The organism is Streptomyces sp. IMTB 2501 (assembly GCF_001953885.1).
Classification (GTDB): domain Bacteria; phylum Actinomycetota; class Actinomycetes; order Streptomycetales; family Streptomycetaceae; genus Streptomyces.
Map to the genome: position 1 here is coordinate 26,920 of NZ_MQUS01000040.1, position 12,790 is coordinate 39,709.

General features: G+C 67.1%; 10 protein-coding genes and 4 pseudogenes. 9 read left to right on the top strand and 5 right to left on the bottom strand.

From position 1 onward, the window contains the following. The first annotated feature begins 629 nt into the window (after positions 1-629). Positions 630-1,532, top strand: a pseudogene (locus AV521_RS40895) (LLM class flavin-dependent oxidoreductase). 266 nt (positions 1,533-1,798) lie between these two features. Here AV521_RS40895 and AV521_RS40900 read toward each other — a convergent pair. Next, positions 1,799-2,296 (bottom strand): hypothetical protein, encoded by a 498-nt coding sequence (locus tag AV521_RS40900; RefSeq protein WP_076096398.1) that lies wholly within the window; start codon positions 2,294-2,296, stop codon positions 1,799-1,801. Between the two features lie 610 nt (positions 2,297-2,906). Here AV521_RS40900 and AV521_RS40905 point away from each other — a divergent pair. From AV521_RS40905 to AV521_RS40925, 5 genes and pseudogenes are all read left to right on the top strand, one after another. After that, positions 2,907-3,494, top strand: a complete 588-nt coding sequence (locus AV521_RS40905; protein ID WP_076096400.1) for a hypothetical protein — start codon at positions 2,907-2,909, stop codon at positions 3,492-3,494. A 185-nt stretch (positions 3,495-3,679) separates the two neighbouring features. Continuing rightward, a complete protein-coding gene (locus tag AV521_RS40910) occupies positions 3,680-4,057 on the top strand; it encodes a nucleoside triphosphate pyrophosphohydrolase (RefSeq protein WP_256725915.1) in 378 nt (125 codons plus the stop codon). A gap of 35 nt (positions 4,058-4,092) precedes the next feature. Further along, positions 4,093-4,640 (top strand): annotated as a pseudogene (locus AV521_RS51810) (IS5 family transposase); the annotation flags it as partial. A gap of 62 nt (positions 4,641-4,702) precedes the next feature. Continuing rightward, on the top strand, positions 4,703-5,554 hold the full coding sequence (locus tag AV521_RS40920; RefSeq protein WP_076096402.1) for a chromosome condensation regulator: 852 nt from the start codon (positions 4,703-4,705) through the stop codon (positions 5,552-5,554). 246 nt (positions 5,555-5,800) lie between these two features. After that, on the top strand, positions 5,801-6,799 hold the full coding sequence (locus tag AV521_RS40925) for a helix-turn-helix domain-containing protein (protein WP_305965219.1): 999 nt from the start codon (positions 5,801-5,803) through the stop codon (positions 6,797-6,799). Positions 6,800-7,432: 633 nt separating this feature from the next. Here the strand turns inward: AV521_RS40925 and AV521_RS49815 are convergent. After that, complete coding sequence (locus AV521_RS49815; RefSeq protein WP_179023774.1) at positions 7,433-7,609, bottom strand: hypothetical protein; 177 nt, start codon at positions 7,607-7,609, stop codon at positions 7,433-7,435. Between AV521_RS49815 and AV521_RS40930 the strand changes: the two are divergent. Beyond that, positions 7,585-8,103 (top strand): annotated as a pseudogene (locus AV521_RS40930) (DUF5753 domain-containing protein); the annotation flags it as partial. The gene AV521_RS49815 and the pseudogene AV521_RS40930 sit on opposite strands and share 25 nt — an antisense overlap. A gap of 35 nt (positions 8,104-8,138) precedes the next feature. Here the strand turns inward: AV521_RS40930 and AV521_RS48285 are convergent. The 3 genes from AV521_RS48285 to AV521_RS40940 form a co-directional block, all read right to left on the bottom strand. Beyond that, positions 8,139-8,279 carry a hypothetical protein gene (locus tag AV521_RS48285; protein ID WP_256725916.1) on the bottom strand — a complete coding sequence of 47 codons (141 nt, stop codon included), beginning with the start codon at positions 8,277-8,279 and terminating at the stop codon, positions 8,139-8,141. Beyond that, entirely contained in the window at positions 8,276-8,509 is a 234-nt protein-coding gene (locus AV521_RS40935) for a hypothetical protein (RefSeq protein ID WP_076096406.1), read from the bottom strand. Before AV521_RS40935 ends, AV521_RS48285 begins: the two co-directional genes overlap by 4 nt. A gap of 109 nt (positions 8,510-8,618) precedes the next feature. Further along, complete coding sequence (locus AV521_RS40940; protein ID WP_076096408.1) at positions 8,619-9,176, bottom strand: GNAT family N-acetyltransferase; 558 nt, start codon at positions 9,174-9,176, stop codon at positions 8,619-8,621. 218 nt (positions 9,177-9,394) lie between these two features. Here AV521_RS40940 and AV521_RS40945 point away from each other — a divergent pair. Both AV521_RS40945 and AV521_RS40950 read left to right on the top strand, forming a co-directional pair. Continuing rightward, positions 9,395-9,739, top strand: a pseudogene (locus AV521_RS40945) (transposase); the annotation flags it as partial. A 300-nt stretch (positions 9,740-10,039) separates the two neighbouring features. Continuing rightward, on the top strand, positions 10,040-12,703 hold the full coding sequence (locus tag AV521_RS40950; RefSeq protein WP_076096412.1) for an ABC transporter substrate-binding protein: 2,664 nt from the start codon (positions 10,040-10,042) through the stop codon (positions 12,701-12,703). Positions 12,704-12,790 lie beyond the last annotated feature (87 nt).

Below are 12,790 nucleotides of genomic sequence, written 5' to 3' on the forward strand. Positions count from 1 at the left end.
GCCTGGGTCAGCAGCGCAGTGACGACGAGCGTGGCCTTCGGGGGAGCTCGGACAGCCGAACAGCCAGTTTGCCCTCGCTGAGCGAGCCCCGGAGGCCGGTGCGCGCCAGCGTGCGCAGCAGGGCATGACGTGTCCGGACAGAGGGACTTCTACCGCGCCACCCAGGATGACCTCGTCATCACCGAAGATGGCACCGGCCGTACCAGCCACACGATGAAGATCCTCCGCAGCTCCCGCCTCAAAGGCGACGGAGTCCTCCATCCCACGCTTGGCATCGCACACAGTCTCACTCTCACGGGGCGACCAGACAGCGAGCAGTCTCGAATACAAGTGAGAGATCGTTTACGAGACAGCCCTCCTATAGCGTTCCGAGTCAAAGCTGGCGGGCCTTCCGCCGCTGTTGCCACGGCATTGGCTGTGAGCTTGTTGGGCACGGCGTTCGGGGATGGTGTGCTTGTTCCTCCCCTGTACCGTGTGGCGCTGATCAGGAAGTACACCACCACACGGCACGGCCAGGAACCCCGGTAAGGGTTCGATCCCACTACTGAAGCGGGTGTGGCAGGTTCGACGAGCGGCTCCGCGCCGGGCGTTTTCCCGGACTCGTCGACGGGCGCCGTCGGCTCTGAGCCATGAGTCTGCGTCTGAGCACCGTGATCCTCCCGTACCGCCGCTGGCACGAGGGAGGCCGTGTCGCATGGCAGCGCGCGGAGGAGCTCGGGTTCCACACCGCGTACACCTACGACCATCTCTCCTGACGTTCGTTCCGGGACGGTCCGTGGTTCGGGGCCGTACCGACGCTGACGGCAGCTACCAGTGTCACCGAGCGGATGCGCTTGGGCACTCTCGTCACGTCGCCAAATTTCAGGCACCCGGTCACTCTCGCCAAGGAGCTGATCTCGCTCGACGACGTGTCCGGCGGCCGAATCACGCTGGGTATCGGCGCGGGCGGCAACGGCTTCGACGCCACCGTGCTCGGCCAGGAGCCCTGGACTCCGCGTGAGCGTGCCGACCGGCTCGCTGAATTCGTCCCGCTGCTCGACCGGCTGCTGACCGAGGACTCGGTTTCCTACGAGGGCGATTTCTACTCGGCGCACGAGGCGCGCAACATCCAGGGCTGTGTACAGCGGCCCCGGCTGCCTTTCGCCGTGGCGGCCACCGGCCCGCGCGGGCTGCGGCTCGCCGCGCGCCACGGGCAGGCGTGGGTAACGACCGGCGACCCCAAGCTGTACGAGACGGGTACCCCTGAGCAGTCCCGGCAGGCCCTGCGTGACCAGGCTGAGAAGCTGGGCAAGGCATGCGCGAACTTCGGCCGTGACGCCGACTCCATGGACAAGATCCTGCTCACTGGTTTCACGCCGGACCGCGGCCGTCTCCTGAAGTCCCTCGACGCCTCCGTCGACTTCGCTGGCAAGCACAGAGAACTCGGCTTTACCGAGATCGTCATCCACTCGCCGATCCCGGACTCGGACTTCGCCTCGGACGAGGACGTCTTCGAGCGCATTGCCACCGAGGCGCTGGCGCAACTGGGCTGACGGGCCCTCTCGTCCCCGGCTCGCGACTCTCTTGGATCCCCGGCTACCGGCACATTCGCCAAGACACGGGGGACAGGCCATGCGGGTCTTCGCACTGGCCCACCGACATGCGGCAGAGGACGGTGGGGGAGTCTATTTCTCCTGTTCAGGCTGCGATAGGCGAAAAAGGCTTGACTGACCCGGTGAATGATCAAGCGTCAGATGTACGGCCGGGCCGGCTTCGGCCTTCTGCGGAAACGAGTCCTGCTGGCATCCTGACAGGACAGTCACGAGCTCTGCTGGAGTCGCTCCGCGGCCTGAGCAGGGGTGTCGTAGTAGCCAGGCCGTGCCAGCAGGACCGAACTGAAGTAGTAGCCCTGCTCTTCCTCTGGCTCGTCGTCGGCCGTGAACGGGCGCCAGAAGCTCAGGAGCAGGTCAGAGACGACCAAAGACGCCGGGTCGTCGGGGTCTGCCTCAATCGAGGTGTACTCGCCCATGCGTTGCACCAGCTCGCGGGCCGGGATCGCGAACACGTCCAGGCCCCGGAAGATGACTCGGTCTGTCTGAGCCGACGGCCTCCCAAGCTCAATGGCTTCGAGCATGTCTCGCATGCAGTGGATGCTGATCATCAGTCCACTGGGACGGAATATGCGCTGACCCGGCCGGTCTGACTCCGAGACCGCGGAGAGATCGCGGAACGAGTCCAACGCCGCGTTGGCCGATTGCCGAGTCATACCGATCCGCAACGGGCCAACGCCGATTGGTGGGGAGAGATCGAAGTCCATGCGGGCATGATCCCAAACCGGTCTGTCAACGAGTCACGAAGGACCATCCATTCCTGAGGCATTACAGAGCGTGACGACTCCACAGAAGTTGGACCAGAACCCCAGTTTGAAGTCACCGGGGTCCTTGCCACGCGAGCATCGGGGTGTTCCTGGCGAAAGGCCCTGGTCATACCGCGGATGTCGAGGGTCGAGCTGTACGCGGCATGACGATGCGGGAGATCAAAGCCGCCTGCCGGGCGCCGTGACGGCCCACGGCGACGCACAGCAACGCGCCCCAGGTTTGCGTGCGACTGGCGGTGTGCAGTGGCGTTCCTGCAGTGAAACCGGGCCCCCGACTGGGTGAGGCATGAACAGGAGTGGGTCGGCCTTTGGCCTGAGCCGGATACCCATCGAGTCGTAAAGCGAGCGGCGTCGGCGTCGCCACTCGTACTCAGAGCCCTGCCACAAAAGCTGCGGCGGGAGGCCTCCAGAGACGAGGCCCATACGAAGAACCTGCTGCGGGCGCAGGAGGCCCAGATCGCCACCGTGAAGGACGAGACCGCCCCTAGTGGCAGCCCACCTGACCCCGCAAGACCAGCACCCGGCAGACGTCAATCGAAGGAGTATCAGCATGCCCGCGTACGGCAAGATCATCGACCTGTCCAACAGCCCGCAGGCCAAGCCCAACGCCTACTACGAAGGTCTGGGCCAGGAGCTGCACGTGGTCAACCCGCGATTCCTGGGCCCGCACGTCACAGACCAGTGGCTCACCGTGAGCAGCAATCCGAGCCTGGACGGCTGGGCCGTCACCAGCGGCAACATCGACATCTTCAGCGCCGGGTTCGCCAGGACTGGCAACCTCTCACAAGCCGTCAACCTCAACGGTACCGAAGCCGGGGAGATCCAGCAGGAGCTCCTGACCGCCCCTGGTCACCGGGTGACGGTCAAGATGCGGGCCGGCCACAACAACGGCGGGGACTTCAACAAGGACGCCAAGTTCTGGATCCAGGTCAACGGCAACACCGCCACCCGCATCACTTACAACCTCGGCGCCCTCAAAACGCTCGTCGACGACCCCAGCAAAGAGAATTACTGGCACGAGGTCACCTACGAGTTCACCGCAGAAGGACACGACGTCCTCCAACTGCACGGTGACCCCGACGGCGGTGCCTACGCAGCCATCGCTACCGAGATCCGGATCTACCAGCGCGCGGTCTGACCAGAGCGTGCAGGAAGCCGGAAGGGCAGCATCGTCAAGCTGATCGGCGTCGGGGGGCCGGGCCAGGGCTACCAGCTGCCCCGGTCCGGCGATTCCCAAGCCCCCACCCCGTGTTCCGACCTGCCTCACCAGGCCCTGACCACGGCTGTGCCAGCGGGGCCTGGCCGCAGCGGGACGCTGGGGTCTTGCGTCGGCTCCCCCGCACGGCAGTGCCGTCACAGGTGCGGGAGGGCACGGGTGGAGCCCTACAGCAGCACGGCAAGTTGGTGCGGGACCGGATTCCGCAGAGCATCCGGGAAGACGCGGCCGAGCCGGTCACCTACACCGGTGGCCGGGAGGAATACCGCAGCCGGCTGAGGGACAAGCTCGGCGAGGAGGTCGCCGAGTTCCTTGAGGCGGACGAGGACTCGGCGCCGGAGGAACTCGCGGACGTGCTGGAGGTCGTGCGCGCGCTCGCCGCGGACCTGGGGGTCGACGCGGATCAGCTGGAGAAGATCCGTGAGGCCAAGGCGGGTGAGCGGGGCGGCTTCGCCGACCGGATCGTCTGGACGGGCAACCCCTGACCGCAGGCCGTCCTCGGCGACGAGTCGGTACACGACTTCGTGCACAACTACGGGCGGTCGGAATACTGGATCTGTCCCGGGCGTCGGTCGACTCCAGCCATCTGCGGGCGATGAAGGGTGGTGCGGCCGCCGGCCCGTCCCCGGTGGACCGGGGACGGGCCGGCAGCAATCACCGCGTGATCGTCGAGGCCCACGGCATCCCGCCGGCCGCCACGCTGACCGGCGGCAACCGCAACGACGTGACCCAGCTGATCGCACTGATCCGAGCGTCGCGCCGATCCGAGGCAAACGTGGCCAACCGCTGCGCCGCCCGAAGCACCTCTACGCCGACCGCAGCTACGACCACGAGAGCTACCGCGACCAGGCCCGACGGTTCGAGATCACCCCGCACATCGCCCGAGGCGGCACCGAACACGGCTCCGGACTCGGCGTACAGCGCTGGGTTGTGGAAGGCGCCATTGCACTGCTGCACTGGTTCCGCCGCCTACGTATCCGCTGGGAGATCTGCGACGACATCCACCAGGCCTTCATCACACTCGGTTGTGCTCTCATCTGCTGGCGACGACTGAGGACCTCGCTCTGATTCCAGTCCAAAGTAGGGTGGAATCCCATGTCTCGAACTCGCGCCGAGCACAAGGAGGCGGAATGCTCGCTAACTCGTCGGCGCTGGCGGCCGGAAGGCGTCATTCGGTCGGACGGCGCTGGGATGGAACCGTTCTCGCTGTGGGCAATACCTCAGCCGCTGAATGTCGTGTCGAGCGATGGGAAGACGTCGTCGCGGTGGCAGCCGGCAACGTCCATACCGCGACGAACACGGGCGGGTCTCATACGGTGGGACTGCGGTCGGACGGCACGGTGCTGGCAACGGGGTGGAATGGTGATGGGCAATGTGATGTCGCCGGATGGCGAGGCGTCACGGCCGTGGCAGCAGGCTGGCGCCGCACGCTCGGGCTACTCGCGAATGGCCGCGTGCTAGCAGTTGGCCGGAGTTCGGAAGGACAGTGCGACGTGCAGTCCTGGCGCGAGATGGTCGTCCTCTCATGTGGTGACTGGCACTCGGTCGGCGTCCGGTCAGACGGTTCTGCACTGGCCGCGGGGAACAACCGACGACGGCAGTGTGCCGTTGAAGGATGGCATGACCTGGCTGCCATTTCGGCCGGGTATCTCCATACCGTCGGCCTCAGAGCCGATGGGCGGGCAGTAGCGACCGGAGACCGGGCAACCGGGGCGTGCGAGGTCGATGAGTGGGAAGACGTGGTGGCGCTCGACGCGGGCAGCTACCACACCGTCGGGGTCACTGCGTCCCGGCGGGTCCTCGCAGCGGGAGACAACAGCTACGGACAGTGCGAAGTCGGCGATTGGCGCGACATTGTCGCCGTGGCGGCCGGTTCAACGCACACCCTCGGCCTGCGTGCCAACGGCACAGTCGTGACCGCAGGGAACAATGCCGACAGACAGTGCGAGGTCGATGCCTGGTCCGGAGTCCAGCCTCCATAGGCCGCCGGGCCACGCCAACGCGAACTGACATGCCGTCATCCCCGAGCCTCAGAGACCTCATTCTGATGCCAGTCCTTACTCGCGAGCCTGGATCGACATCAAGCTGCCCCGCATACGACGCCCGGCAGCGGTCCGCAGCATCCGGCCGGCGCGAATGGAACCGGGGCGTTCCGTTGCTCCGTCATCCCCAGGGAGAGTCTTTGACCTGCGGTTTCAGAAACGGTGAAGAGACAGTTGTTGGATGAGATGGTGTTCCTGAGCGAGGACGTGTCCGCGGCGGACCGGTTCGACTACTGGACCGAGCTCTTGGGCCGTACTCATGCGCCCATGGAGCTGCGCAGCGATCACGCCGACGACTTCCGCGCCTCGCAGCGTGTGCTGGACCTCGGTGCCGTCACCGTGTGGTCTCACACGTTCCAGCCGCTGGTGTTCCGGCGCACGGCGAAGCTGATCCGGCAGTCCGACCCTGAGACGTATCACCTGTCACTCGTCGTTCGCGGGAGCGGGGCCAGCGTGTGGCGGCACCGGGAAACCGAGTACAGGCCGCATGACCTGTTCATCAACTCGTCCTCGCTGCTGAACGACCTCTACAGCACCGGGGACCCGGTCCAGTCGGTGGCGCTGGAGATTCCCAAGGCCCTGCTGCCGCTGCCTCGCGACGTGGCCGCCCGGATCGTCGGGGCGCCGGTGTCGGCCCGGGAAGGCATGGGAGCCCTACTGGCCCAGTTCCTCACCCGGCTGACCGCGGACCCGGCCGCGTACCAGCCCTGCGACCGGCCGCGGCTGGCCGCCGTCGTGATCCCTCTGGTCGCCGCGCTCTTCGCCCATCTGCTCGAAGCCGACGACTGCCTGCCCCCGGAGACCCATCGACGGGCCCTCACCCTGCGCATCCAGGCGTTCATCCGAGGGCACCTGCACGACCCGCACCTGACCCCGAGCACGATCGCCGCCGAGCATCACATCTCCACCAGCTACCTGCACCGCCTCTTCCAGGACGAAGACGCCACAGTCGCCGCGTGGATACGCCGCCTACGCCTGGAGGCGGCCCGCCGCGACCTCGCCGACCCAGCGCTTCGCACCACCCCCATCCACGCCATTGCTGCTCGCTGGGGATTCCCTCGCGCTGCCGACTTCAGCCGCGCCTACCGCGCGGCCTACGGCACCACTCCCAAGGACCACCGGCACCAAATCCTCCACCACATAGCGGGTGAACCGATGCGAACGCAGTTGTGCACTCGGCGCTAACAATCTGACCACCTCGGTCGGCATCCCGGAGGACGTCCGTGACGGACGGCGGGCCCCGTTGTCCGGTTGGGCTGTCGGCCGCCCTTCGTCCGCGGCTGTCGAGCGACGTTGTGCGCATTCATCTGCGCCACTACCTTGTCGCGCGGCTCGCGCAGCGGCTCCAGCTCGAACGGCAGCGTCAACGTCACCGCGGTGCAGCTTGCGGCGGGTGAGAGCGGCGGCCAGTTCACCGCTGCGCTTCTCCCATATCCGCACGCTCAGCGAGGCTCGGCCGGTGTGCACGGGGCCGCTGGCGGCCTCCACCGCAACCGACAACACCGTGACGGCTGGCCCGGGCAGCGGCGGAGGCATCCTGAACCTCGTCCAAGGCACGGTGTCGCTAATCGGCCCTACCACGGTGACCAACAACAACCTGGACAACTGTGCCCCGCCCGGGTCCGTTCCCCGGCTGCACCGGCTGACCACCCACACGGCGAGCGATAAGACGTCGTCGGGCGACCCGGTGTGGTCGTCCCCGACGGGGGCGGGGACGACCACGTCTCCAGTGCAAGACCCTGCTCCCGATTCGCCGTCAGGGAGCCTGCTGGAGTCCTGCCCGTGCCCGGCGCGATCGGCGTGCGCCAGGCTCGGCGTCTATTCGAACCACTCGGTGCCACTCGCGTCCGTGACGGACTTCCGGTCGTTGTAGTAGTCCACGCGCCACTTGTCGTCGTGCGGCGACCTCGTACAGGACGCCCCGCCACGGGGATGCTCCAGACCGCAGTAGCCGGCCGCGCGAGCCCCGGACTGAGCAGTTCCGCGTGTATTCATCCACCGTGGTTCCCGGCCTGCTACAGACTGAGGGCTACGCGGCAGGTGTGCTCGGCATCGCTGCCCGCTTCCACAGTCTCCCCACCGACGACATCGCCGAGGCGGCGCGGGCTCGTATGGACCGCTCACGTGTCATCCACGAGGTCGGGCACCGCTTCGTGTTCCTGCTCGAAGAGGCCGTTCTGCGCTACCAGGTCGGCGACGGGGACGCGATGGCCGCACAACTCGGCCAGCTGCTCGCCGTGGGCGCGCTGCCGGCGGTGTCGCTCGGCATCATCCCGATGTCGGCGCCTCGGGCGCAGTGGCCAGAAGAGACGTTCCACATCTACGACGACACGCTTGTGTCCGTGGAACTGGTGTCGGCTTCGGTGAACGTCACGCAGCCGTCCGAGATCGCCCTCTACTCGAAGACTTTCGAACGGTTGCGGAGCATGGCCGTGTACGGGGCGGCGGCACGCGGCCTGATCCTGAAGGCCATCGAGGCGCTGAGCTGAACCCAGACACGAAGAAACACCCGCTGCACGGTCATTCAGCGCCGCCGATCGCGGTGCCCAGGTCCCGCGGCTCGCACCCGCCGCGCCGTACGACCGCCACCGTTCTTGCACGCCGCCTCCGGCGCCGCGCGCAGCGCCACCCGGGTCAGGTCGACGCCGGACACCTCGCTGCTCATGCCGACCCCCAGGGGGTGTAGCCCAGGTTCAGGTGCCCGAGACGGGACATGCGCTGCACCTTCGCGACAAACTCCCCGGTGAACAGCCGCTGCGCCGACGTCTCGCCGTACCGGTCGATGTGGTCGAACACGACCTGGTGGTCCTTCGCGGCGCGGGTGCGCCAGTCCAGGACCTGTTCACGGGTCAGGTCCTCAAGGACCAGCTCCTGGTCGACGACGACGTTCTCCATTGGGCGCAGTCCCTCTGCTACCACACCACCCGCGAACGCGAGCGCCTCTACCCCACCCCGACCAGCGGAACTACAGCCTCACAACTTGATCGCGAGCTTCACAAGCCCCTCAGGACTGGGCCGACTTGTGGCGGACATGCAGATGCCCCTCGGTTGGAAACGCGGGCAGTTGGGCAGGCAGAACCGCTTCGAGCCCGAAGTCGCATCTCGCGGCCACACGACATGAGGCATGGTTACCCACCGCGTGGAGCAGATCCAGCCGCACCGCCGGCACTGGAGACTCCTTGCTGAAGACCCACCGCACGAGCGCCTCCAGGGCCCGGGAGGCCAGCCCCCGCCCTCGAACCTCGGCCGCTGTCCAGTAGCCCACTTCCGCAGAGCCCTCATCCTTGAGCTTCACCGTCACATGGCCGACAGCCGCACCGAAGCCTTCACCCCCGTTGTCCAGAACGGCGAAACTGAACCGGGTGCCGGCGGCCCAGCCCTGACGCTGACTGTCGATCCAGCGACGAGCATCAACGTCGCTGCTGATCACATTCGTCAGCCAACGACGCAGGGCAGGATCCCGATGCGCGGACACAAGAGCGTCGACGTCGGCGACCTGCCAGGGGCGCAGCCTCAGGGCAGGCAGGGACTCAGCCGCCCCCACGGACAGTTGGACGCTCACACGGTTCTCCGATCAGCTCTGCTGCTGATCAACAACCTAGCCGTCGAGCCGCACATCGAGGAGGGGTCCCCGTTCCTTCGGAAGAGCCGAATTTATCCTCCGGCTTCGGCGTGTTTCACACGCGAGTGGTGTTTGCCCAGATCAGGGCACGTAGGAACGGCCTTCCGCTGATGCTGTGCTCCCTCACAGATACACCGCTCAGCAGGACGGCCGTGAGGATGAGCCTGTCGTGTGTGAGGGTCCCGCAGGATGCGATCGCGCAACTGCCATGCTTCCGGGCGGACTTCCACGACGCCTTGACCGGTCGTGCGGATGCGCTGTTCGAGCTGACGGACGCTCTGCTGTGCGCGGACGGGCCGGTGAAGACGCTGGTCGGACCGGCTCTTGAGCCCGAACACCGGTGCGGGCATGGCGCGTTGTACGGCGGTCTCAACCGGGGCTGTATCGAGGTCGCCCGGCTGCGGCGGGCTCTGGCCTCGGTGCCGCTGCCGCGGACGGCCGAGGGCCGTCTGGTCCTGGCCGTAGACGTCCCGGCGTGGTTGCGGCCCGACGCCGCCACCAGCGGCGGACACCGACTCGAAACCCTCGTCTGCAATCGCCCCAAACGGCTGCGGTACCGCCCCGACATCCTCGACGGCTTCCTCACCGGGACCGGACTCTCCCTCGACCTGCCACCCTGAACGCCCGCCTGTCGCTTCTCGCTTCCGCCGCGAGAAGCTCGCGCCTCCCCATCGCGCTTCTGCCATCCGTCACCTCGGAAACGGTCCGAATCACTCATTAGGCGTCAGTGGCAGACATAGTACATTTTCACATCTCCCTTACATGACATGTTGGCCTCCTCACTTCCCCGAGGGAGGAACTGCATGCCCAACTCCCCCACGCCCACGGACTCGACCCCGCGATACCCCAAGTGGTCGGACCGCCTCATACGTCAGCTCGACACCTTCGCGGCCACGCGGTCCCGTGCCGAGAAGGTGCCCGCCTTGATCCTCACCAGGCAGGACGGCGGCGATGTCCGGGCACCGGCCTTCATGGTCCGGGAATACGAGCACCGGCTGTCGCGACGGCGGGGCAACCCTCACTTCCAGGTACCGCACGCCGTCGTCGACGACGTGGAGCTCAGCGGAGGATTCCTTGCCGCGATCGACCGAGTCGGACTGCGGTTCCAGCTCACCATGCCGTCGGGAAGACTGCAGTTGCCGGCCTTTCACACCTGCCGGGCCGTACTGGACTCCGAACGCGGCGCGGGCGACTTCCAGGCCCAGCAGCAGCCGATCCTCGACGACCTGTACGCAGCGCTGCTCAAAAGGCGGAAAACGCTACGTGCCTGCGCTCGCCTCGCGGACTTCCTGGGTCAGCATCTCCTGACCGGCTGGCTGCAGGGACTCGTGGCAGCCCTGATCGTCGGCTTTCCCAAGCTCTGCTACCGGTTTCACCTGCGGCACTGGGGCCTGCGCTGGGTCGCGGACGAAGCGAACGCGACCTGCTTCCTGGACGCCGCGCTCGCCTTCTGCCAGGACGGCGAGCTGGACAGGGAGGACCCCCGCGTGCGACGTATCCTCTTGCGCGCGCTGCTCACCGATCTGCGGAAAGCGACCCGAACAAGGACCTGGCTGAGTCATCTGTGGGCACGGCGCCGGTGGTCCTTCGTCGTCCTCATTCCCGAGATCGACGGCGCGGACGGCCCCGGCCGCGCCTTCCTCGGCACGTTCGAGGAACTCGCCGGTGACCATCCCTCCAAGCCGCTGCTCGTCCTGGCCGCCTGCGCGGGTCCGCCTCCGGACTACGCCGCGCCGCTGGGCGCCGACCCCGACCGGCCCAATGGCATTGCCGACAAGGTCTTCACGTTCCTCAACGAAGGCAGTGACGAGCCGGTACGCCTGGTCACGCTGCCCGCCGAGGACGACACGGAGGGCACGGCCAAGTCGAAGATCGACACCCATTGGGGCGTCATGGCTCGCCGGGACCACCCACTCGACTGGTTGCGTCCGGCCGCTCTGCCCGTCATGGCCGCGGCGACCGCGGGCATCCTCCTGGCCCCGCACTACCTCTGGCCCACTCCGCCCCCCGCGCCTCCCTCATGCGTCACCGTCAGGACCGGTGAGCGCGTGGGCGTCACCGACGGCAGCCAATGTGATCTGGCCGTACAGGGAGACCGCGGAAGGGAACTGCGGGACCTGGAGCACCAGGTCGCGAAGGAGAACGCCCAGATCCCGGACGGGCGTTACCGCACCCTGGTCTTCCTCGCTCCCCTGAGTCTGCAGAACGGCGTGTACGACGACCCGCCGATCGGCCTGCAGATCCTGCGCGGCGCCATCGCCCAGCAGCACAAGCTCAACACCGGGGTCCGCCAGAACAAGATGCCGATCCGCCTGCTCATCGCCAACACCGGCCAGTACTTCCAGTACGGCGCACACAGCGCCGCAGCGCCGAAGGACCCGGACGTCGCACAGATCATCATCAGCCGTCAGCGGCAGGACCACATCGCCGCTGTCATCGGCATCACCCAGAGCCGTCCCGAGTCGCTGAACGCAGTCCGGGAACTCGACCAGGCCGGCATCCCGGTCATCGCGAACGGCGTGTCCGGCAGCACCATGGTCGGCCCCGACTCGCCGCAGCGATACTTCCAGATCTCGGCGCCCGACGGGCGAGTCGCGCCGGTGCTCGCCGAATTCATCCGCCACTCTCCCGCGGTCCGCGGACTGACCAGCGGAACACCGCACGCCGTGGTTGTGTACGACCCGACCGACACGGCCTTCAGTACGGACCTCAAGAACCTGTTCGTCGCCGCCTACCGTCGACAGGGTGGTATCGACGAGATCAAGTACAGCGAGAAGCCCGGGGCGACCACGCCGGAGAACATCGCGAGCGAAGTGTGCAACAAGGTCGCTGCGACGCACGGGATCGTGGTCTACCTCGCCCGATCCGGTGTGCTTCCCAGCCTCCTCAACGCGATGCAGAGTGCGGGCGGTCAGTGCCAGCCCCCACAAGGCACGACCATCCCGATGATCACCGAGAGCTCCCCCATCGACTTCCAGCTTCATCCCGAGCAGACGGCGCATTCCTACCCGTACATGACGCTCTTCTACGAGACGACGAACGCCCCCACCCCGGACTCCCGGGATCCCTATGCCCAGTTCACACAGGACTTCGCCACCGTCTTCGGTACACGCAGCGCGGATGCGGACGCCGCCGGCGGCTTCGACACCGTGGGTGTCGTCAGCAAGGTCATCGAGGACCTCCTGCCGGCTTCCGACGATGTCCAGCCCAACGACATCTACCTGTGGCTCACCGCCCACGGCGTGTCCCAGTACCCCGGCGCGTCCGGCGTGCTGCAACTGGACGGCAAGAACAAATACCCGCCCGACAAGGCGGTGTTCATCCGCGAGATCGCCCAACCGAGCGGAATCACGGCCACACTGCTCAGCTGCGGAGTCCTGCCCGACCGGCAGAACCCCGCGACGTGGGGCACTCCTCCCGACACCTTCCCCTGTCCCAAGGACGACACCGCGGTGGCTTCCCCATGAGAGGTTCCCGGTTCAGTTCGTGCTGAGCATGCCTTCCCGCGGGCGGGCCAGGAGGCGGCCGCCCGCCAGTCGGCGACCGGAGCACGC